Source organism: Spiroplasma endosymbiont of Labia minor, from assembly GCF_964019845.1.
In the GTDB taxonomy this organism is placed as follows: Bacteria; Bacillota_I; Bacilli_A; order Mycoplasmatales; family Mycoplasmataceae.
Genome location: NZ_OZ026465.1, coordinates 680631 through 705674 on the forward strand (window position 1 = coordinate 680631; position 25044 = coordinate 705674).

A 25044-nucleotide genomic window follows, 5' to 3' on the forward strand; every position below is an offset into this window, starting at 1 on the left:
TTTTACCTGCCTTATATTTTATTTACTACTTTATTACATCTTTGACATAAATCATCTGTTGCAAGTGTGTCAAAAATTCCTCAACAACGTTCGCATTTTAATCCTTCACGATGTTTTACTTTTAAAATTGAAGTTTCTCTCTCAATTCCATTTTCAATTGTTTTTTCAAAATTTATTTTTGATACAATAGCTATTTGTGCTAAATCATTTATATTTTCTAAAAATTCATAATCTTTTTTTAAGTTAATGTCTATTTCAACTTCAAATGATTTTTTAACTATTTTTTCGTTACGTGCTTGTTCTATTGCAAAATTAATGTCATTTCTTAATTTAATTAATTTCTCTCATTTAAGAACAAATTGTTCATTTTGAAGGAAATCTTGTTTTTTTGTATCCAATAAATGAATTGATTCAACTTTATGGTTCATTTTCAAACTTGAATAAACTTCTTCTGTTGTATGTACTAAAATAGGTCTTAACATATCAATTAAACCTCATAAAATTTCAAATAACACGCTTTGAACTTGTCTTCTTCTTACATCATCTTTTGCATCAACATATAAAATATCTTTGATAAAGTCTAAATAAAATGATGACAAATCTACAATTACATAGTTGTTAATTAAATTAAAAACATTATTGAAATTGTATGAATCATATGAATTCATTACTTTATTTTTTACATCAGATAAATTGTGTAAAACAAACTTGTCAACATCTTGCAAATTACTTTGATAATCATTTTCACAATCAAAATCATCTAAATTTGCTAATATGAATCTCATGGTGTTTCTGATTTTTCTATATGTTTCAGCTATTTGTTTTAGGATTTCACCACCAATACGTTGATCATCTGTATAATCTACCGATGCAACTCATAAGCGTAAAATATCGCTTCCTAATTCGTCTGCAATTTTTAGTGGGTCAATACCGTTTCCGAGAGATTTTGACATTTTTTTACCTGTTGCATCATTTGTCATTCCAGCTACAATTAATTTTTTATAAGGACTTTTACCATCAAAAATTACAGAATTAATCATACTTGAATTAAATCAACCTCGATATTGATCATTTCCCTCAAGATATAAATCAAACGGTCTTTTAAATTCAGGATAAGTTTCTTCCATATAGATAGCTGATGATCCAGAATCAAATCACACATCTAAAATATCTTTTTCTTTTGTTATTTTTTTGTTTTTGAATTCTGGTGGTAAAAAATAATCAGCATCATTTTCAAATCATGAATTAGAGTCATCTTTTGCAAGAATTTCAATAGCATGATTCATTAATTCATTTGATAAAATTAATTCTTTATTTTCATCATAAAAAGCAATAATTGGTACTCCTCATAATCGTTGACGTGAGATTACTCATTCTTTTCTATCTGTCAAAGATTGAGTAATTCTTTGTTTACCTCATTTTGGATTTGTCGATATTTTTTGTAATTCATCAAATATTTGTGTTTTTACTTTTTCAATATTAACAAATCATTGCTTTGTTGCGCGATAAATAACAGGTTTTTTAGTTCTTCAATCATGCGGATATGAATGGCTAAAAGAATATTTAAATAATAAGTTATTTTTATCTTCCAATTTTTTTATAACAATATCATTAGTTTTTTCATAAAACTGACCAATTAAATCCGGGTCATTTATTTCCTCTGTAAAAATACCACGATCATTTAATGGTGCAAAGACATTAATATTATTATTTTTACCAATAATATAGTCATCTTCTCCAAAACCTGTTGCGGTGTGAACTAATCCAGTTCCACCATCATCTCTAACGTGATGACCTAAGACGATTTTTGAAATATTTTCATACAATGGATGTTTATATAAAGCAGATGTAATATCTTTTCCTTTAAAAGTTGCAAGTATTTGATAATTATTAACATTTATTTTGTCAAAAACATCATTTAATAAATTTTCAGCGATAATATATACTTCATTATTCTCATTATTTTTAACACGTAAATAATTAATATTTTCTCCAACAGCTATTAATTGATTTGCAGGAATAGTTCATGGAGTTGTTGTTCAAACAACTGCAAAATCACCTTTTTTTACCGTGTTATAATCTTCAACAATTTCCATTTTTACATATATTGATGTTGTCATGACATCTTTATATTCAATTTCAGCTTCAGCTAAAGCTGATTCTGATGATGGCGATCAATAAATTGGTTTTAAATCTCGATAAACTAATTTTTTCTCAAACATTTTTGCAAATAATTTCATTTCATTTATTACATAATCTTTTGTTAGAGTCACATATTTTTTATTATAATCTGTAAATACACCTAATCTTGTAAAACCTTTGGTTTGAATCTCAATTTGTTCAAGTGCATATTTTTCAGCTAATTTTCTAAATTCAACTTTATTTGTTGTTTTTCTGTCAACTCCTGATTTTACAATTGCATTTTCAATTGGCAAGCCGTGAGTATCTCACCCTAAAATAAATGGCGCTTTATAACCAGTTGAATTTTTGTATCTAATTATAAAATCTTTCAATGTTTTATTTAAAGCATGGCCAACATGAATTGAACCATTTGCATATGGTGGTCCATCGTGTAAAATAAATAGTGGTTTGCCATCATTTAATTTTTGCTTTTTATTATAAATATCTTTTTCAATTCAAAATTGTTCAATTTTAGGTTCTTTTTCGCTCAAACCTGCTCTCATTTCAAAATCTGTTTTACCAATTAATAAGGTCTCTTTGTAATCTGCCATTATATTTTCTCCTTAAAAAATACGCAACTTTTGCGTATTTTTTATCTACATTATATTTAATTTATTTATAAAGAATAACTTCATTATAGAGTTGCTTATTTTATTGCTTTAACAATTTGATTTGTGATCAATTCTGCAACTTTTGCTTGTTCATCATCGGTGAAACGAAATATTTTTGAATTTTTTTGAATAAAATCTTCAATTAAAGTTAAAATTGTTTGATTTTTTGTTTTTGCATTTTCAATTTCTTTTAATAATGTAACAATTTTGTTTCTCATTAAAAAAGAAAAATCTACTGCTTTCATTACAATTTTTTCTGCGTTATGTCTTGCAACTTCAAATGCTTCTTTTGTTTTTTGAACACCTTCACTTAAATAATTCTTTTGACCTTCAAATAATTTAAGCTCAGCTTTTAAATGAACAATTTCTTCTTCTAATTCTAAAATTTTGACATCTCTTTTAATTGAAATTTCTTCATCTTTTGTTAGTTCTGTTTCTTTTTCTTCACTCAAATTTTTTGCTTGTTCTAAAATAATATTTGAATCATCAAATAAATCGTCTTTGATTTTAGTTCCATAATCCATATTCTTATCACTCCTCTTGTATTATACTTTATATTTAAACTTATATTGCTAATTGTTGTATTTACTTATAAAATTTTTAACGCACAAAACAAATTCATCATAATGTACTATTTGCGATCTTACATGTCCTGCTTGTTCAAAAAGTTTTATTTCGTTTATATTTAATTGATCTATTTTTTCTTTATGTTCATACATATTTACACAATCCTGAAAACTCACAACTGCATCATCTTTTGCATGAATAAATAATGTTGGCACTGATTTGTTTTTATATTCATTTGTAAAATTTAATTTAAATAAATCTACATTATAATCATTTTTAAACACTGAAATGATTTCATTCATAATCGTTTCTAAAAGTGTGGTATTAATTTTAGAAAATCTATTGAGTATTAAATTTTCTATCACCGATATTGCAGAATTGTATGATGAATCAGAAATAATTCATTTAGTATTATAGTTTTTCAATAATTCAAAAGAAGTTGCATTTAAATAATTAATTGTGAATGCACCCATAGATGAGCCAATATAATTAATTTCAATTGCATTGTATTGCGAAATTAAAAATTCACTGGCACTTATTAAATCATTCACCTCTGAAAAACCAAAACTAGTAATTAAACCATCAGAATCTCCATGATTTCTAAAATCAAATGCCAAAATGTTGTAACCCAGTTCCGCAAGAAAGTAAGCATGATAAAATGCTGGTAATTTTGATGAAGAATAACCGTGTGTTGTTATTATCCATTTTTTAACATTTTGATTTGCAACATAAATTATTCCAACCAAATTTAAATTATCACTAGTTTTGAAAGTGACATTTTCTAAAACTAAATCTTCTGGAACTGAAATTTTATTATGACCTGTTTGAAAATTAATCATTTCATTAAAAGTTTGAATTCAATTAACAGCTAAAAAAGAATTATCAGCTATTTTAATACTAGTTGTAAAATGTTTTTGAAATTGTTTAATCATCATTTTGACAATTACATTAATCATAAAATCACTCATTTCTACAACTATTTCAATAATATAATATCTAAAAAAATTATAAAATTAGCATAATTTGTCACTAAAAAAACATTATAAATAAAATTACAACCATTAAATAATTTATGTTATAACTTTATTTATAATGTTCAATTAATAAAATTTCACTGGAATATTAAATTGATACATATCTTTTTTTAATTTACTATAAGTACCACCATGGGCATACATGACTCCAGAAAGAAATAGAATAAGTGATTTTCTTTCTCCAAGTTCTAATGATTCCAAATTAACAGTAATTTTTCTAAATCTAATTAAAGTATCTGCAATTTCTTGAAGACCTTTGAAATTTTCAGGTAAAAAATGTGTTTTATGCGATGATGCATCAAAAGTATCTGCAGATCCAATTGTAAATTCTTGTGTTTTTTCAGCTTCATTTTCTAAATGTGTAGTAACAGGTACTACAAAAGATTTCTTTTTACTAAAAAGTCCCATTTTATCACGTTTTTCTTAAAAATGTTGGAAAATCTCCATCATCGTCATCATCTTGTTGTTCTTGTACATTGGCAGTTGGTTTAACAACTTTCATTTCATTATTGTCATTTTGATTATCATAACGTGATGGTTGTTGTGGTTGCATTCTACGTGAAGAATATGAATATTCTGGCTCGGTATTATTTGGTTCTTCATATTGAATTGATTGTTCTGGTTGATAATCATCATCCACAACTGCATCATCAAAACCAGTTGCAATAACTGTGACAATTAATTCATCATTTAAATGTTCATTAACAGCTGCACCAAAGATAACATTCAATTCATCTCCTGCTGCTTGTTCTATTATATCTACAGCATCATGTGCATCATTTAATGACATATTTAATCCACCTGTAACGTTAACAATAGCTGATTTTGCGCCACGAATTGATGTTTCCAATAATGATGATGTAATAGCTTTGTTTGCAGCTTCAATTGCTTTATCTGGTCCAGAACCGATTCCGATTCCAAACAAAGCATTTCCTCTTCCTTTTAAAACAGTTCTAACATCTGCAAAATCTAAATTAACTAATGCAGGTACAGCAATTAAATCTGTAATTGTTTGAACACCTTGTTTTAAAACGTTATCTGCCTCTTTAAATGAATCTTGAATTGGAATATTTCCAATAATTTCCAATAAGCGGTCATTTGAAATGACAATCAAAGAGTCAACGTGTTTTTTTAACTCAGCCACTCCCTGAATTGCATAAGAATTTCTCATTCTACCTTCAAATCTAAATGGTTTAGTTACTATAGCGACAACTAAAGCTCCTGTTTCTTGTGCAATTCTTGCAATTTCTGGTGCGGCTCCAGTTCCGGTTCCTCCACCCATTCCAGCTGCAATAAATATTAAATCACTATCTTTTAAATGATCTTTAATTGATGGTTCACTTTCAATTGCAGCTTGTCTACCAATTTCTGGGTTAGCACCAGCTCCTAAACCTTTTGATACTTGCTCACCTAAAATTATTTTATTTGATACAGGAGATGCAGCTAAAACTTGTGCATCTGTATTTGCGATAATAAATTCAACACCTTGAACAGATTCTTGAACCATTCTATTTACAGCATTACATCCCCCGCCACCAATACCAATAACTTTGATTCTTGCTGTTTGTGAAAATTTATTGTCATATTGAGCCATAATATATTCCTTCCTTAATTCATTTTGTATTTAAAATAAAAAACACAAATTATTCTTTAATATTATACACACATAATATATTTTTGAATACTTTTGTGCATTTGCTAAATTAAAATTTTTTGTTTTGTTGATTATGTAATTGTTGATAAATTGGCTTGTTTGGATCTAATCCTTTTAAATTGTTATGGTGTGCACCCGGTCTAATACTTCCATTTGAAGGCATAAATTCCGGTTGCGAATTTTGATTTTGTATCATCATTTGTTGTTGTTGATAATTTGGTTGCATTTGATTAATTTTGTGTTCCGGCATTCTTTGTTGTTGCATTCCGTTGTTATTATTCATTGCATTTTGTTGATTAACATTTGACTCTAAAATATTACTATCTCATTCTGAATATTTAGGATTAGCTAATCCCTTATTAATTTTGTGATTTATTATAGCCGCTCCAGTTAATGCAATTGTTCAAATCTCATTTGCTCCAATAATTTGTGAAAAATAAACTTTTTGCTTAGATATATTCGATCTTCTCAATAACGATGTAAATCCTGAAATATTTGTAATTTTACCTACATGATAAATTGTGATTTCTGAATTTGTTTTTGTCTTTAAATCATTTTCTATATAGAAATCCATTTTATCAATAATTTCATTTATTTCTTCTAAAATTATTGCTTTAATTTGCTCGACAGAATATTCTTTTGTTTGTTTGGAAATCTTATCATATTTTCTATAAATTAATGAATTATCCATATCGTCATATTTAAAATCTGTTAAATTAAATAAATATCCCTCTATCACTTGAGGTTTCGCATTCATTTTTTTTGCAATATTAGTAATCATTTTATTTAAGCCTATTTTTAATTGACGATAATAAGTCAATGTCTCTCTTGCAAAGAAAGATAATGAAACACAATCATAATCCCAATTGACTAAAACATTTACACTATTTTTAAAATCACTATGTTGAATAGCGACATTTGCAAGTGCAAATGGACTAATTATCATATTTAATAAATTAACTTTTGCTAATTTCAGTACCGAATAATGTGAATTTACTAATTCTGTTGGAAGAAAATAAACATTGGCATTGATGGTTAATTTATGTGCAAATTTATTTAAAGGCTTAACACCTTTGATAATATTATCATCTATAACAAATCTAGTCGGTCTAATTAATACAACTGATTCATTTTTATTAAAATTTGATTTTGAAAAATCATTATTAATTTCATTTATTAAATTTTGTGTTATTTTAACAGGCGAATTTGAACCGGGTAATGTAAGTATTCTAGATAATGATGATTCTAAAATTTTAATTTTATTTGTTGGCAACACAAGCGCAACATTTTCAATTTTTGTTGAGTGTTCTCTTTCGTATTTATCAATTGCATTACGAAGATGTCTACCTATTAACTTTGGATCGGCAACTACACCATCATCTGTCAAGAAAAGACCTTTTTCTCTATATTTATAAATAACTTTTATAGTTTTTTTGGATTGCCCGTTTACGATATTTAAATAACGATATTTAACTACTTCAAAACGTATTTCAGTTTTTGTTATTTCTAAAGATGCATATTTTTCTGTACGCATAAATTACTAAGTCCTTTCTAAAATTCATAATTTCGCACTATGCGAACGATTATTTTTTTGTACTTCCTCATTTGTTGGTAAGATTCCACGTTTTGTGATTAACTTGAAATCATGTTTTACATTTAATCTTATTGGTAAATTACGTTCGATTTTGTCTAATTCAGAAATTGTCAGTGAACGAAAAAAATCTTTAACAATTTTTTCTTCCAATGAATGAAAAGTTATTACAACTAACCTACCGTTTGTATTTAAAAGTTCTGCAGCCTGTTGAAGACCATCTTTTAATGCCGATAATTCATCATTGACATAAATTCTTAAAGCCTGAAAAATTTTTTTGGCAGGATGTTTTGATTGTTTTAATATTTTTTGTGGAAGCGATTTTTTGATAATTTCCACTAATTTTAATGTTGTATTAATTTCATTAGTTTTTCTATATTTTTCAATTTGTCTTGCAATTTGTAAAGAAAATTTTTCTTCTCCATATTGTCGAAAAATTCTTATAATTTTATCAACAGGATATGTATTAACAATTATACTAGCTGTTAGAGTTTGTTTTTGATCCATGCGCATATCTAATGGCCCATCAAAACGATATGAAAAGCCTCGATTTGCTTGATCCAATTGTGGAGATGAAATTCCTAAATCCATTAAAATACCATCTACTTTGAAAATTCCTTCCAATGCTAATAGAAATTTTAATTGTCTAAAATTACCTCAAATTAATTTATAATTTGAATTAATTTTATTTAATTTTGCTCTTGAGAGTTTAATTGCTTGTTCATCTTGGTCAATTGCATAAAGCATGCCATTTGATATTTTTTTTAATATCTCAGATGAATGTCCACCACGGCCCAATGTGGTATCAACATAAATTCCATCTGCTTTAATATTTAATGAGTTAATACTTTCTTGCAATAGAACCGAGAAATGTTCATTCATATTTATTTGTCCTTTTCTAATATGAAATCATAAAATTTCATGATTCTATTTGCTTTTTGCACTATCCAATGCCTGACGTGCATTTTCAATTGAGATAATATTTTTTTCATATTCTAAACGAATTTGAGGATCTCAAAGTTCAATATGGTCAAACGCACCAATAAAGACAACTTCTTTTTTAATATTGACTTTATCTAGTTGTTCTTGTGAAAGCTTAATTCTTCCTGCAGAATCTATCTCTAAATCTAATGATGAAGCACCAATTGAAGAGATTAAGTCATTTATTTTGCCATCAAATTTTGAATAATTTTCAAGCTCGCCTAATCAATAATCAAAACTTTCATCAGTTCTTAATTCTAGGTGATTTGAGTAACTGGCGTTAATGATTACAGTCTCAGCTAATTTAGCTCGAAATTTAGATGGCACAGTTAATCTTAATTTATCATCTAAATTATGTTTATAAGTTCCCATAAATCTTATTGACATAATCATTTTCACCCACTTTCTCCCACTAATAAACATTATACACCGTTTATATGAAATATCAATAATTTTGATTATTATTTTAGCAAATAAAATCAAAGAATAATTTGCCTAAAAAAATATTTTCCCATTTTGCCCCCGAAAATAATGCATTATTTTCAATTACAAAATAAAACAAAAAAGTCAAAATAAATATATCTAGTAATAGATATATTTTCTTGACTTTTTTATGTGTGTTTTTTTAAATAAATATCAATTTTTAATTCTTTTATTAAATTACTTATAAATTGTTTTTATTTATAATGTTTTTTCTTTGTTTTCTTTGTTTTTTTAAATAATAACCTAGAATTTTTTTGAAATATTTTAAAATTATTAAATAATTTACCAAATCAATTTCCAAAATAAAAGTCTTGAATTATTGGAAATATAATTAAAATTAAGCATATAAAAATTGTTGATCATCCACATCATGTTCCCTTAATTAGCATAAAATAGATACTAATTGTTGATGAAGATAAGACACCATTATTTACTCATTGCACTATTCAAATATTTTCAAAACTAAAAGTTAGAAAAAATGAAATAACTAAATAAAAACAATTAAAAACACTTATTGTGTCAACTAATTCTTTATTTAAATAAGATTCAGATGACAAAATTTTTTTAAATGAATTTTTATAATTTATCAGATCAGATAATAAATTCATCATAAAATAACGTTTGTATTTATAGTCATGTTGAGTTGAAAATTCACTTCACGAATTATTTAGTTGTACATTAGAAATTATGTTTTGATAAACTTTTTTGAACCATACAATAATTAAAAGAACAAAAAAGCATTCAAATGATTGGCAAATACTATTAAAATAATTCATTCATAAATCATCATCAAGTCTAAATTGATTAAATAATAATAAAGAAAAAATATTATAATTATTTTCTGCTAAAAACAAATTTTGAGTTAATCCCGTAATAGACTGTATGAAAATAACAATTGGTAAAATTATCAATGAGTTTATCTGAAAAATAAACATCAGAATAAAAATTAATAAAGGTATTAAATTGATAAATAATTTAGTGTTTGAAATATCCAATGTATTATCTAAAAAGGCATCATCATTTTTACCTAAAATAAAATATAAAACTAATCCGATGATTATTGCAAGCAATATAATTTTTAGAGTATCAAATAGGGTTCTTTTAAATATTGCAAAATCTTTATACTTTATTTGATTATTAATATTTGAACATTTAACTAAAATGTTACCAATAATTAATCCACTTACAATACTACCTAAATCAATATAAACTACATTATTTTCAAAAAAATTAAATGAAAATAATAAAATTGGAACTGCAAAAATAGTTGATATAAGTGTATCTTGAATAATAAATTGAATCAGTATTGCAAAAATAAATACTAATCCAACCGTAATACTTGGTTTTAAAAAGCTAAACATCAAGATTCAAAACCCAGCTGTGCCAAAAGATTTAATAAATAAAATGGTAAACACAGTCATTAAAAATACTTTAATTATTTTGTTAATAAAAATCGGTAAATCACTTTCTACATTTAATTTCTTTTTTACAATTAATTTATATGCATAATAGAGTATTATAAAAAATGCAAAAATCGCAAGAATAAATAATAAGTTTAAATTTATTGATATATTTTTTCTATTTATAAATATAGACCCCATTAATATAGATATTGTTATTAGTAAAAATGACAAAAATCTAATTGCAATTAATGTTTTTGGTTTTTTTACATCATCAAAACTATTATTCATTATTTAAAATATCATCTACAATTTTTCAAATATCTTTATCATCAATAAACGAATAAGTACGAGTTTTATTTTTACTTACATATACATATGTATGAACATCAACTGTATTTTTTTGAATTGCAGACAAATTACCAATATCTGATTTCAATGCTTCTAAAGCATAATAATAACTATCAAAATAAATATAAGGGTCTAAACCTTGTTCTGCTTTTGTTTCACTGAAAATACGATAAACATTATAAATACCGTCTTCAATTAAATCATCATAAGAATGACTAGCATTATGTCATGATTCAATTTCTCTTTTATTAATGTATTTTCCAGATAAATTAATAGTTTTTTGTAATTGATTAACGGCATCCTCAGCACTTTCACCAGAAATTATCTTATGACCAAAAACATCATATGCAAAGAATTGTTTTTTTAAAATACCCGATTCATATTCAAATTCTTTTTGTCTGGCCTCTGCTTCTGTTGGTGCTAAAGCTAGACCATCAACCGATGAAATATCTTGCACATCAAGATAGGTATACATTAATCTTGTGTCTACAATTCCTTCCAAATATAAATAATTGTCTAGTTCCTCTTTTGTTGCATAAAAATCTTCACGCAATTTATATGTTACTTCACCATTTTCGTTTTTACTTGTTTCTCCACTTAAAATTTGGCTTTTTAAAGTGCCATCATAATATTTTTTGCTTTCGCTTGTTGAATATGTGTATCCTTGTGAACCATTTACATCGTATAAAATGTCTTCATGAACGCCATAATCATTGCATTTGATATTATTTTCATCAACTTTATCTAAATTAGTAAATTTTTGATCATAAAAAATATTAAATCAAATATTATATGCCTCTCTAACATATTGAGTTGGAATTTCAGCTGGACCTGAAATATTTAAAGGTATATCTTCTCATTTGTAAATTTGAATTTTATTTTCTTGATCTAATGGGTTATCATACAATGATAAAGTAGAATTAAAAGTTTCATTGGCAGTTAAATTGACTCAATCAAAATCTGAATCATTACCAAAAAAAGAATCACCCTTTGGCAAATAAACTAATTGATAGTCTTTTTTATTTATTTTAAAATTTTTTGTGTAATAAAATTTTGATATTGTACATGCAGGATCATCACACTGCTTATTTTTTTCTCAACCAGTATTTTCTTTTGAAAATTCTGCAATATTATATGAATTATCTACATCATCCAAAATTACAGTTTGGCTTGAATCATAAACAACCTCTGTATTATCTGTCAAATTTCTTACTTTAATTAATTTTTTGTTAGCTGGAGTTAAATAAACTTTATGATCAGTTTCATATTTCAAAAAGTTAGCGTAATTTAGCTTATTTTCTGTATTAGCACTTGTTCAAGTATTTTCAAAGTTTGCTTGAATTTTTTGACGTAAACTATCTTTTGTACCATAAATTTCTGTATTTGCAGAAAATACATTAGCATCAATATAATAACCTTGTGTTAAAGTTGACAACAAATTGGCTTGATCCGTTTTAGAAAAAACGTTGTAATATTTTCCATTAATATAATAGTATAATGATTTTCTTAAACCACCTTTATAAATGAAACCGTCTTTAGCTTCTTGTGGTGAATCTCATCAATTGACAGAATCATAACTGTATTGTGGTTTAACTAAACCCGCATTAGTATACGTATCTAAAGCAGATTGCTTTGTTAATGACACATTACCAAAAGCATCACGATAAATTAACTGATAATTTTGCATATTAGTATCGTAAATTTTATCATTATCTAAAATATGATATTGATAGTCAGAAATTATCTTTCCAGGATTTGAAGAAGTTTCAAGTGTTTCTATTTTACTTGTTGATGCAATATAGTTATCTAAATCATTATTTGAATAAAATTCTTGACCATCATAGGTTCATTGAGTTTTTTGTTCAACTATAGATGATGAATTTTTAATAGAATCAAATAAAACGTTCCGCATTGAGTTATCTGCAATATTAGCATCTAAAATAGCAGTTCCTGAATTTGCAGTTGCAGACAATAATCCAAAAGACAATAAAATTGTTTTAAAAGCCATTAGTTCACTACCTCTTCACCTTTACTATTTACTGTAATAGTATTTTCTTTTACTCATTTATAAAAATCACTCTCACTATTAAATATGTGATTATGAAAATAAACATAATAAGAAACTATTGTATCTGAATGGAATGTTACATCTGAATTACGATAAACATAATATAGTGCATCCGCATAAGTTATAAAATAATGCTGTAAACCATTAAATAAAACTCCATATACTGAATTTTTAACACCTAATTGCTCTTTTAAATCATCGTAACGAATAGTTTTAATTAAATCTGACGACAAAATTACTTTTGATTGTAGGATGTTATTTTCAATATAATTATCATCAGCATCAATTGCATCTTGTGCTGAATCAAAATATTTAACAATGCCTTCATTATCAATTAGTTTATATTTAATAACAAATTCATTATTAGTAATTTTTGTTTCCATACTTTGTTTTGCATCAATAGGACTTTCAAAAAATTCATTAATACCATCAAAGTAAAGTTGGATTGTGTTTGTTAAAAAATACTTATCAAAAATATATTCAATAAATTCATCCATTTTTCTAATTGCATCAAATGGTTCTTCCTTATTAATTGGTAATTCTTCATGCTCATTTGTTCCCATAACATTTATATAATATGCTCTTGTAGATACAAAATCTGTTGGATGAGCTACAATATATTCTTTTAGATATTTTTGAGCTGCTTCTTTACCATTAAATAAGCTGCCCAAGACAATTCACATATCATCTGTTTGACTTGCATCACTCGTTGTTGTTGTATTGTCTATAACTTTAATTGCATTAATTCTATCTTCAAATTTTTCATTTCATAAAGGTGTATTAAAAATAGGTAATTTAGCCTCTGTAGTTCGGTAAGTTATTTTTTGGCCGTTACCAAAATCATTTTCATAAGTTGTAAATGATAAAAATGATAATGTATTACCTAAATCTCAAATTGATTTTGCCAGTTGAAATCCAGCAATAAATTTAGTTGCAAATGATGCAACATCTCCAACAGGTTTTACGTTTTCTGCTAATTCTGCACTAGAACCATCAGCTGAAAAAGTTAGATTTTGTTTAATATATTTTTCTATTTTTTTATAGGCAGTATTTGCATCAACCATTTGACCATTAATTAAATATTTAGTTTCGCCATCAACTAAAAAAGTTTCATATGATGTTAAAGCTAGTTTGATAGCTTTATCTTTAACATCACCACCTTGTTTAAACAATTCAGCTATTTTATTTCAGTTATCAAAAATAGTATCACCCATTTTTTGAATTGATTCTATAATATCTGTTAGTCCATTGGCTTTTGAAGGCGATTCATATAAGAATTTAGATGGATTTAAAAATAAATGGATAATATCTGTTAATGATAAAACATCTTCACTCTCAACAAGAGTTGGTTTAGTTCTATCAAATATAGCATTAATTTGATCTGTAAACATTCCCGAATTTTTAACTATTAAATTACGAATTAATTCTTTTAAAAAGTCTAAAAGATCTAATGCAGCTGATTCATTACCTGAATGATTACAAGTCAAAGTATAGTTATATACCGCTTGAGCAAACACTAAAGATTTATTTCATTTACTCATACCTGAGATTGAGTTTAATTTAATGCTTAAATTTTCGTAATTTAAGCCTTGTGCTTTTTTATACAATCAATCATTTGCTAATTTAAATTTATCTTCAAAACTTTTCTCATCATTAGATTCTGGATCAAAAAAATCTGTTTCTATATTTCAGCTTTTATCTTCAACTGAAGTTTGTTGATTTAAAATATAATTAATCATACTTGATACAATTACAAGTTTGCTGAGTAATAAATTCATTGAATCTGATGATACTTTTTTTCATCCATCATCACCTTCATTTCGCAATTTATTCATTAATGCATCGGGTGCAAAATCTGTTTCTAAATATTGTGTACCAGAAAAAGTACCAATCAATCCTTTTGAATCATAATTAAGTCAATAAGCATTTTTGGCCGGCTTATATTTTATTATATTTTCATTTTCATCTTTTTGTAAAAGTTGCATATCTGAAATATTATCAACTTTACCAATTTTTGATCAACGATAACCATTATAATCATATTCTGTGTCTGAGGTTGATTTGATTCAATCTTTGATTTGATCTTTTGTTAAACAAGTACCAGCCATTTGGTAACATGTTGTTGTGTTTTTATCTGTTAAATTTTTACCTATCACATTTTCTAAATATTGTGTTACTTCAAATTTATTGTTAAATTCAACTGAATCTGATGAATCATCAATTATATTTCCTAGTTTATAAACTTTTTTATAATCTTCATATGATTTGATAGCAGCTGTTTTATCAAGATAAGCATTATTGTCTTTTCCTTGATAAACTGTTTTTAAAACATCATTTTTGCCAGTTAAAACTTGATTTGATACTTGATTGGAACTATCTATTAGATAATCATATGGATTTCTGTATGTTTGATATTGCACAATCGGTGTTGAAGATAACATATCTTTTGTTATTGCACTATATGAATTTTTAACATCATATGTATTTTTATTGTATAAAAAATAATCATACTGATTTTTATATGCTTTGGTTGTTATATTGTTTTTTACATACTCCATTAATTCTTCATTTGATGAAAATTTTTGCCCATCAAATTGATAATATAAATTTTCATGTGATTTTGCTTGTACAATGACACTAGAAATTGCTGCAACAGAAATCCCAACCCCTAAAGTACAAACAACACAAAAAATAGATATTGCTTTTTTGGTTTTAAAAATATTCATTATTAATTTGTTTGAAAATATTCCATCCACAAATCAACTGATTCTTCAGTTGAAAGTGCGCTGTCACTTAATGAAGTAAATTTTAATGAAGTTTTCGATCTCAAACCGTGTTCTGCATCCATATCTGGTCTATCACCTAAATATTCATATTTTGTTGCAGTAATATTCATTTTTTTATCTTCATATAATCAATATGGTTCACTATCAAATGAAAAATATTTTGTATAGCTTTTTGAAATGTCATCTAATACAAACGGGTTGTCATTTTGCGTATATTTATTTTTTTCTTCGTCTGTTTTATAAAGTGCTAATGGTTCAAGCATCATATGTTTATAGTCTTCAGAATAATTTGGTTTATCAGAAAATACAGTTCTTCCATCACCTTTTCAAAAATCTATGTTATTTATAAATCAATCATAATCATTATATTGAGATGTTTCCAAAAAATTAAAAATTAAATTTTTGGCTGTAAATACCAATTTCTTTGTTGAGATACTATATATGGATATATCAAAAATAAATTTACTTAAAGTATTTAATTGAATTCCTTCAATAAGTCAACTAGGATTACCTTCTCGTATAATAAAACTATAATTATGTAAAATATAATTAAATTCTTGATTAAATTTTGTAAAAAATGAATTACTAATTAATTTATCAAAATAAAACTCAGATGTATCCAAAAAATTTGAATTTTCTTTTTTACTTTGCTTTGATTCATCTTTAAAAAAATATTCACCTGTGTATTCATAGGTATTATTTTGCTTAAAAAAACTCTCTAAATTTTCTTCTGTAATTGGTTTTTTTTGTTCTTCACTATTAGAATTGTAGCATGACACAACTTCACTAATAGGCGAAATTGCTGTTGTCATTGTCGTTAATATTGTCAATAATTTTTTCATAATATTCCTTTCTCATACAAAGGAGCAATAATTTTATCAACTCCAAAAAAATATTATCATAAATTATGTATTTAAATTTTAAATTATTAAAATTTTATTTTATTTCAAAATAAACATAATAAAAAATTATTATAGGATAAACTTCTTTCATACACATTACTAATTTTAGCATTGATAAAATTAGTGTTGAAAATGTGTTCAAAAAAAGGTTATTCTATCAATCCTTTTGAATCATAATTTAGTCAATAAGCATTTTTGGCTGGTTTATATTTTATTATATTTTAGTTTTCATCTTTTTGCAATAGTTGCATATCTGAGATATTATCAACTTTACCAATTTTTGATCAATGATAACCATTATAAACATATTTCGTGTCTGAGGTTGATTTGATTCAATCTTTGATTTGATCTTTTGTTAAACAAGTACCAGCCATTTAGTAACATGTTGTTGTGTTTTTATCACTTAAATTTTTACCTATCACATTTTCTAAATATTGTGTTACTTCAAATTTATTGTTAAATTCAACTGAATCTGATGAATCATCAATTATATTTCCTAGTTTATAAACTTTTTTATAATCTTCATATGATTTGATAGCAGCTGTTTTATCAAGATAAGCATTATTGTCTTTTCCTTGATAAACTGTTTTTAAAACATCATTTTTGCCAGTTAAAACTTGACTTGATACTTGATTTGAACTATCAATTATATAATCATAGGGATTTCTGTATGTTTGATATTGTAAAATTGGTGTTGAAGATAACATATCTTTTGTTATTGTACTATATGAATTTTTAACATCATACGTATTTTTATTGTATAAAAAATAATCATACTGATTTTTATATGCTTTGGTTGTTATATTGTTTTTGACATACTCCATTAATTCTTCATTTGATGAAAATTTTTGTCCATCAAATTGATAATATAAATTTTCATGTGATTTTGCTTGTACAATGACACTAGAAATTGATGCAACAAAAATTCCAACCCCTAAAGTGCAAACAACGCAAAAAATAGATATTGCTTTTTGGTTTTAAAAATATTCATCTGTTAATATTTCATTCACAAATCAACTGATTCTTCAGTTGAAAGTGTACTATCACTTAATGAAATAAATTTTAATGAAGTTTTTGATCTAACACCATATTCTGCGTCTTTATCTGGTATATCACCTAAATATTCATATTTTGTTGCGGAAATATTCATTTTTTTATCTTCATATAATCAATATCAATCATTATCAGATGAAAAAAAATCTGTGTATTGCCTAGAAATGTCATCTAGTACAAATAAATCATTATTCTGTAAATATTTATTTTTTTCTTCATTTGTATCATAAATTGCAACAGGTTCAATTATCATATGATTATATCCTGAAAAATAGGCAATTGAATTAGAAAATATAACTCGTCCATCACCTTTTCAAAAATCTATGTTATTCATAAATCAATCATAATCATTATATTGAGATGTTTCTAAAAAATTAAAAATTAAATTTTTAGCTTCAAATATTAATTTTTTTGTTAAAGTATTGTATATAGATAAATTAAATATAAATTTACTTAAAGTATTTATTTGTATTCCTTCAATAAGTCAGCTAGGATCACCTTCTCATATGGAAAAATTATAATCATGCAAATTATAATTAAATTTATTATTAAATTTTGTAGAAAATGAATTACTAATTAATTTATCAAAATAAAAATTAGAGATAGAAGAAAAGTTTGAATTTTCTTTTTTACTTTGTTCTGATTGATCTTTAAAAAAATATTCACCTGTATATTCATAAGTATTATTTTGTTTAAAAAAGTTTGCTAAATTTTCTTCTGTAATTGGTTTTTTTTGTTCTACGTTATTTGAATTGTAACAAGATACAACTTCACTTAAAGATGAAACTGCTATTATCATTGTCGCTAATGTTGTTAATAATTTTCTCATAATATTCCTTTCTTTCATATAAAAAGAGCTATAATTTTATCAACTCCAAAAAATATTATCATAAACTATACATTATAGTTAAAATTATTAAAATTTTATTTTATTTTTAAAACACATAAAATAAAAAGTTATACTCATACTAAAAAATAAATTATTCATATTTATAAAAAAAAGTTCCATACATAAACTACATGAAACTTAAAATACTAATCTTCAACTTTTACTACTTCTTTGTTTTTATAATAACCACATTCTCTACATACTCTGTGTGATTTTATCATTGTACCACAGTTTTGACAAGCAACTAGCGCACCCGCAACTAGTGCTAAATGACTACGTCGTTTTCTTTTTACTGCTTTACTAGTCTTACGAAATGGAACTGCCATTTTCTACACCCCCTACATTAACTTATAATATAAATTACACGTACATAAAATTCGTGTCAACTCTGAGATTATAGCATACTAAAACTATAAAAAACACTTTTTTAGGAATTATTTTAATTTTTGTAATTTATCTCATCTTTGATCATTTGTATTATCTTTTTCTTTCTCATATTCTTCTTCTGAATATAATTTTCAATCATTTCCAAAATTTGTTATTGGTTTATCTTGTGCTTTAGAGAAAATGCTAATTGGCAATGATAATTGAATTTCTTCTAATGCATAAAATGCCAAATCAAAATCGTTGCTCAATATTATATCTGCATCCATAGATACTGCTATATCTTCTGAAAAAGTATAAGTGTTTTCTCAGTCAATTGAATCTTTGTAAACAAATCCTGCTCCATTCATAGCATCAATAGCTAATAATTCAAAATCAAGCACACCAATTACACTTATTGTTTCCAATTGTTCATTATAATTTATTTGACCATTAAAATTAACTTTTATAACATCATTAATCAAAGGATTTTTATCAATTAAATTCTGTTTTTGTTCATCATTGAAAATAAAATTTTCATTAAATTTATTTTTTGGATTTTTCTTGAAATAGTTTTCTGTCATTTTTTAATACTCCTAATTTTTCTTATTTTTTAATGATAATCAATCTCGAATTTCATTTATTAAATCTTTTTCAGTTTTAATATCTTGTCTGTATTCAGAAATTTTAACATCTATTTCTTCACTATTTTGATTAAAATCAAAACCTAAATCAGATAATAAATTATTTAAATCTTTGGCTTTTAAATACTTACCAAATTTATCATTTAATTTAGCAGATGAAGTTTTTAATTCAATTTTAAATAAATTATTTACCATGATTTCAGGTTTATTGGTAGTTGCCAAAATACCATAGTGATCTAATCAAAAAACAACACGTTCAAAAGCTTGATTAATTAAATCTGAATTTTGTTTTACTGCTTCATACTTTTTATAATTTTTATTTTTAGTTGTAGCTTGGACATAATATATGACGACATAATTTTTAGTTCGATGTGATGGTTTATAATTTGAATTATAGCCATCAATAGAAGAAAAAACGACATCCTCATTATGTTTTGAGATAATGATTTCTTCACTTGTTGTTGAAATATTGACACCATTTTGCAAAAAATCTTCATCAATGAAGACAGTTTTTACACCTGTTTCATAAAAAATAAGATTGCTTAAATTTGCAAAAATGTTATCTTCTATTTTAAAATTTAAATATCTCAACAAAATTTCTTGTTTGGAAAATAAATTTAGATTTAAATCAGAATCATCATAAACAACATAACTTTTAGCTTCAACAAAATTATAACCCAATAAATCCAAACCTGTAATTGCTGTATTTCTTAATTTTAAACCAACAGAATGATTATTAACTAATTGCTTTGCTCTTAAATTTTTCAGATCAATTCCATTTTTTTCTTCAAGAACTTTTGCAATCGTTTTTAAGACATTAAACCCTATTGTTAAATCATCGCGATTATGCGGAATTGCCAAATTTCAGATTAAATCATCTAATCATAATTCACTTACACCATTTGGTAAACCAATTTTTTCAACTAAATATTCATGTGAAAATATATTAAAGACATTTTCTTTTTCTAACTCAGTTAAATTTTTAAAATTTAAATCCTTTAAAGACAAAATTTTTCCAACAGATGCCCTATTATCTATTATTTGATTTTTAACAATTTCACCAGTTGGTAAAACTGCTTTATCTTTGGCAACTAAAACAAAACCACCATCAATTCAATTTTTGTAATTTGAAACAAATGGATCAACTAACTCATCACCTAAATCGACAAAAACAAAACTATCATCTGAATTATCAATTTTTGAGACATTTCCAATTTTACCAATAAATAAATTATTGAACATAGAGGTTTGATCATATTTATCAACAATTTTTCAACCTAATTTATCAAAAGCATCTTCATATTGTTTTATTGTAAAACCATTTGAAAGAAAATGATGATCCAATCACTTCTTTGAAATATACATAATCAAAAATCACCTCTTTAACTTAAACAATTATACTAAAAATTAGTAATTTGAGTTAGTGGTTTTGAGCGAACTTGCCTGTTTGCAGCCAATCAACCAATAACCATAATTATAGCTAGTACAATGAAAGAAATTATTGGTGTTTTTGCATCAATAGGTAAAGTTAATAATATGCTTCATTTAGTTCAAATAAAATCTATTAATACCTTCCATACTATTAATGATAAAAAGTATGCAATAAAGAAGCCAACAATCGATCATATTATATAATTTCCCATCACAATTCAGTTTATTTGGGCATCACGATAACCTAAAGCTTTCATTGTTAAAATAATACGCGATGCCTCATCAACAATTATATTCATGACCACAACTAGAATTACCAATAATAAAAATGCATCCAAAATCATAAATATAATCATTGTTGTTGTGATTCTTGACATGGCATTATTTGCAACCACAGACAACATATTCATTGGTGAAACAGAAGTTTGCCCACCAAGCGATGATAATGATGGATTTGTCAATAGTGCAAATGATTTATCTACTTTATTTGGATCAATAATCAATCCCGGAATTAAACCATTAAAAATGGAACCAAAAATGTAATGTTCATGATTAATAGTTAACGAAACGGAATTATCTACAAATCTTAAGTTCATTAATGATTCTGTAATTTTATCCAAATTAATATCGCCTTTATATAATGTACGTTGTGAAAAAATTTTATTAAATAAAGGTGCATCATAAACATTCAAACCTTGTTTGTCTACATTAGCTTCTATTTTCATATAATCATTTAATTCAGTTGAGGCAACTTGTGTCATATATGCTGAATAATCACCAAAAATATTGTTTGTAAAAGTATCATTATAATTAATTGCAGTAACTTTAAATAGCATTGGTCTTTTTATGGTTGCATCAGATTTCATTACAAATTCGGAATTTAAAGCTAAATTATTTTGTTTTGCTGTACGATAAGATACAATAACATTTAAACTGTTATCTGTATTTTTTATGTGTAAATCATCAATTGTTTTTTGGGAAATACCAGAAAAATTGATTCCTTTATTTATGTTACCAAATTTGGTTTGGTCAAATAATTGCAAGTCCAAAGCTTCAGTTACTCTATTGTCTGCAGGTAATAAGTCAACTTGATATGCATATGTTTCTTGCCTTGAATCATAATATAATTGATTTGAAGTAATTATTGGATTTGCATTATCATCAACCATCATTGCTGTTGTAATGATTTGCATTGCACTTTGTGGCATAGAGTCAAAAGACAAACCAAATGTTTGTCTAAAGTTATCTTTTAATAACATATTATTTTGACTACTGAAATTAAATAAATCAGAATCCATACGTCAATTTTTTGCATCATTTGCATTGTAATTGAATAAATCATTTTTATGTGATTCTACATTACTTATAATTTGTTCAATAGCTATATTATTATTTTCATTATATAAATTTGTAACATAGTTCTGTACACGTTGTTGAATCATTTGCAAAGCTAAAATTCTCGCAAAATCTGTAATATATAGTGTTGTTTTACCATCAATTCCATTTAACGAATTTGTAATTTCATCTGTTAGATTAAAAACACTTATATTATCATTTAAATTAGGATCTGATGATAATGGTACTGCTGGTTTTATATTTGTTGTATTTGAATTACCAAATATTGCTGCAGCCCAATTTGGTAAATCTGTTGACTTTGAAAAATCCAACTTATCTGGATTAAAAAATTTATCATCATCTAATGTATTTGCCTGCAGTCCCATTGAATAAAACAAAACAGAATATGCAGGCAACATTTCAGTACTTGGTTTATTATTTATTGCATCTCAAGCAATATATGCTTCTGGATGTTCAAACGCTCCTTCTGCAATTGCTTTTAGTGAATTATGAATAACATATCTAACTTTAGAACTACCATTTTTATCAATTGCATTTTCATACGATGTAGAATTTGAATAGTCAATTGGTGCACCAATTTGCCTTGTATCTCATTTACTTTGTTCTTTAATGTACAATTCAGAATCATTTACATCTTGAGAATTTTCTTTTAATCTAAAATCAACATTTGGTAGATTATTCCATTCATAAATATGATCTAGATTTTTTGCAAAAATTTGAAAACCTTGGTTTGCTGTATTTTGCAACAACGTTTGTGCAGATAACTGTACTAAAAATAATAGCGATGAAAAAATAAATAAAGATATTACCATTGCAAATTTGCCTTTTGATCTTGCAGTAAATGCTTGTAATAGGCGATATGAAAAACCTTTATTTTTTTTCGATAATGATCTTGAGATAAAACCCTGTTTTGGTATACGCTTTAATGCTTTTGTTGTTTGATAAATTAAACTCAAAGCTGGTTCTTTTAAATATAATAAAGTTAATCCATAAGATACGAGTAAAAATATTATTGGAATAATAATTAAAATTATAGACATAAATATTCAATTTAAATAAATAGCATCATAACTAAATGTCACTTGCATTTCAAAAGTTTTTGCAACATATAATTGCATTGGAACTGATGCAAAATAGCCCAAAATTAATCCGATTAAAATAGTTATAAAAGTTTTCAAAGCAAAGATTCATGATAATTCACCAATTGTATAACCAAAAGCTTTAAAAATACCAAGTTGGTTTCTAGTTTCATTCAGTTCTTTTTTAATAACAAAGTTAATAAAAACAAAAGCCAAAACTAAGATAACAATACCTAAAACAGTAAAAATAATAACTTGCACTTTAATTTGTGATAAAGTGGAATTTGAATATAATTCTCCAAATGATACAAAAATATGGTTTCCTTCTTTAAATATTGAACGTGATCTTGAATAATCTATACCAAACATATCTTTAATGGAACCCGATTGATAATTTTTAGTTTTATTAACGTAAATGTCGTGCGTAAAATAAACGTTTGTTTGCGAATTGTTTCAAAAAATTTCTCTAGCATCTTGCATGACTTTTTTATCAACAAAACCATAAGCATAGTTTTTAATATCCATTGTAAAAGTAAAATTTGATGATGGTGTTAATGTATCATATCTTGATCCAAAACCAACAATTGTAAAAGTTTTTGAAATAACAGTATTAGTTGCTTGATTTAAAGCTATTGGCAAATCTATCGTGTCATTTAACTTTAAATTATTATCTTTTCCATACTTTGTTGATAAAACTATTTGAGCATCAGAACCTGATGCTACATTTTTACCCTCAATAATTGTTAAAGGGTTTACTCATTTACCATCAATTGATGTGTTGTCTTCATTTTGTAATGCTTGACTCAAATCCATTGTCAATGATGGTGTTAAAGAAGAAGAATCAGATTTAGATACAGATAAAGAATCGTTATACGTAATAGAATATTGAGCAGCATTGTTTTTACCATAATAAAAATGATTATTTTTATTTGCAGCTACATTTTCAATTATTCAAAATAAAATATCATGTTCATATTTTACTAGTATTTCATCATTATCAAAATATGTGTTTACATTATCCGAGAAAGCTTTTTTAGCACCAACTGCATGTCCTTGACTATCTGCAATACCTGAATTAATTGCTGCCCCATTTCTATAAGCTTTTAACATATTCAAAACTATAGAATATATTGAAGCTTTAGTTTCATTTGTATATACAGAAGAATTTATATCAGGTAAGATACCATCTGTTTTACCAAAAACTGTTTTTGCAATATATGCTTGTGTAGTTTTAGAAAGCCACACATCAAAGCCTACATTACTACCCTTTAATGCTTCTGGTTGATCTAAAACCTCATAACACTGATTACTATTTCCTGCATCACAATTATCATCTGATTTTACTATTCCCTTATAATCTTCGCCTGCAAAAAAATAATTAAAAACAAAATCTTCTTCAAGTCTTTTTGTTGTTCCTTGAATATATGTTTCTGGATTATACGAATTTCTTTCATATACTTTAGATTTTGAAGATAACTGATAGGGTGTCGCCATCATACCAATTACTATAGCAGACAACGTAATTACAAAGATTAGTATTCCTAATGTTTCAACTCATGACTTAATAAATGTTTTCGCATAACTCTTTAACACTTTTAGCATAATTTAAACACCACATTA

The 25044-nt window shown here is 25.6% G+C and carries 19 protein-coding genes; all 19 read right to left on the minus strand.

Translation table 4 applies throughout. The features are described from left to right. Positions 1-11: 11 nt before the first annotated feature. The 19 genes from ileS to AACK85_RS03625 all read right to left on the minus strand — a co-directional run bounded on the left by ileS (position 12) and on the right by AACK85_RS03625 (position 25026). Positions 12-2735 carry an isoleucine--tRNA ligase gene (gene ileS, locus AACK85_RS03535; RefSeq protein WP_422397546.1) on the minus strand — a complete coding sequence of 908 codons (2724 nt, stop codon included), beginning with the start codon at positions 2733-2735 and terminating at the stop codon, positions 12-14. A 92-nt stretch (positions 2736-2827) separates the two neighbouring features. Further along, positions 2828-3316 (minus strand): hypothetical protein, encoded by a 489-nt coding sequence (locus tag AACK85_RS03540; protein ID WP_338969388.1) that lies wholly within the window; start codon positions 3314-3316, stop codon positions 2828-2830. A gap of 48 nt (positions 3317-3364) precedes the next feature. Then, positions 3365-4315, minus strand: a complete 951-nt coding sequence (locus AACK85_RS03545) for an alpha/beta hydrolase (protein ID WP_338969389.1) — start codon at positions 4313-4315, stop codon at positions 3365-3367. 144 nt (positions 4316-4459) lie between these two features. Then, positions 4460-4801 (minus strand): cell division protein SepF, encoded by a 342-nt coding sequence (locus AACK85_RS03550; protein WP_338969390.1) that lies wholly within the window; start codon positions 4799-4801, stop codon positions 4460-4462. A gap of 1 nt (position 4802) precedes the next feature. Continuing rightward, on the minus strand, positions 4803-5987 hold the full coding sequence (gene ftsZ / locus AACK85_RS03555) for a cell division protein FtsZ (RefSeq protein ID WP_338969391.1): 1185 nt from the start codon (positions 5985-5987) through the stop codon (positions 4803-4805). Positions 5988-6096: 109 nt separating this feature from the next. Continuing rightward, on the minus strand, positions 6097-7581 hold the full coding sequence (locus AACK85_RS03560; protein WP_338969392.1) for a hypothetical protein: 1485 nt from the start codon (positions 7579-7581) through the stop codon (positions 6097-6099). Between the two features lie 6 nt (positions 7582-7587). Then, positions 7588-8520, minus strand: a complete 933-nt coding sequence (gene rsmH / locus AACK85_RS03565) for a 16S rRNA (cytosine(1402)-N(4))-methyltransferase RsmH (RefSeq protein ID WP_338969393.1) — start codon at positions 8518-8520, stop codon at positions 7588-7590. A gap of 45 nt (positions 8521-8565) precedes the next feature. After that, positions 8566-9006 (minus strand): hypothetical protein, encoded by a 441-nt coding sequence (locus AACK85_RS03570; protein WP_338969394.1) that lies wholly within the window; start codon positions 9004-9006, stop codon positions 8566-8568. 290 nt (positions 9007-9296) lie between these two features. Then, a complete protein-coding gene (locus AACK85_RS03575) occupies positions 9297-10793 on the minus strand; it encodes a hypothetical protein (protein WP_338969395.1) in 1497 nt (498 codons plus the stop codon). After that, entirely contained in the window at positions 10786-12861 is a 2076-nt protein-coding gene (locus tag AACK85_RS03580; RefSeq protein WP_338969396.1) for a hypothetical protein, read from the minus strand. The genes AACK85_RS03575 and AACK85_RS03580 overlap by 8 nt, the downstream gene beginning before the upstream one ends. Next, positions 12861-15677 carry a hypothetical protein gene (locus AACK85_RS03585; RefSeq protein ID WP_338969397.1) on the minus strand — a complete coding sequence of 939 codons (2817 nt, stop codon included), beginning with the start codon at positions 15675-15677 and terminating at the stop codon, positions 12861-12863. Before AACK85_RS03585 ends, AACK85_RS03580 begins: the two co-directional genes overlap by 1 nt. Beyond that, positions 15650-16549 carry a hypothetical protein gene (locus AACK85_RS03590; RefSeq protein ID WP_338969398.1) on the minus strand — a complete coding sequence of 300 codons (900 nt, stop codon included), beginning with the start codon at positions 16547-16549 and terminating at the stop codon, positions 15650-15652. The genes AACK85_RS03585 and AACK85_RS03590 overlap by 28 nt, the downstream gene beginning before the upstream one ends. A gap of 281 nt (positions 16550-16830) precedes the next feature. Then, positions 16831-16983 (minus strand): hypothetical protein, encoded by a 153-nt coding sequence (locus tag AACK85_RS03595; protein ID WP_338969399.1) that lies wholly within the window; start codon positions 16981-16983, stop codon positions 16831-16833. After that, positions 16984-17433 carry a hypothetical protein gene (locus AACK85_RS03600; protein ID WP_338969400.1) on the minus strand — a complete coding sequence of 150 codons (450 nt, stop codon included), beginning with the start codon at positions 17431-17433 and terminating at the stop codon, positions 16984-16986. It abuts the gene before it with no gap. A 170-nt stretch (positions 17434-17603) separates the two neighbouring features. Further along, a complete protein-coding gene (locus AACK85_RS03605) occupies positions 17604-18491 on the minus strand; it encodes a hypothetical protein (RefSeq protein WP_338969401.1) in 888 nt (295 codons plus the stop codon). A gap of 206 nt (positions 18492-18697) precedes the next feature. Next, positions 18698-18877 carry a 50S ribosomal protein L32 gene (gene rpmF / locus AACK85_RS03610; protein ID WP_338969402.1) on the minus strand — a complete coding sequence of 60 codons (180 nt, stop codon included), beginning with the start codon at positions 18875-18877 and terminating at the stop codon, positions 18698-18700. Positions 18878-18985: 108 nt separating this feature from the next. Further along, entirely contained in the window at positions 18986-19498 is a 513-nt protein-coding gene (locus AACK85_RS03615; protein ID WP_338969403.1) for a hypothetical protein, read from the minus strand. 12 nt (positions 19499-19510) lie between these two features. Continuing rightward, entirely contained in the window at positions 19511-20923 is a 1413-nt protein-coding gene (locus AACK85_RS03620) for a hypothetical protein (protein WP_338969404.1), read from the minus strand. A 35-nt stretch (positions 20924-20958) separates the two neighbouring features. Then, entirely contained in the window at positions 20959-25026 is a 4068-nt protein-coding gene (locus tag AACK85_RS03625; RefSeq protein WP_338969405.1) for an ABC transporter permease, read from the minus strand. Positions 25027-25044 lie beyond the last annotated feature (18 nt).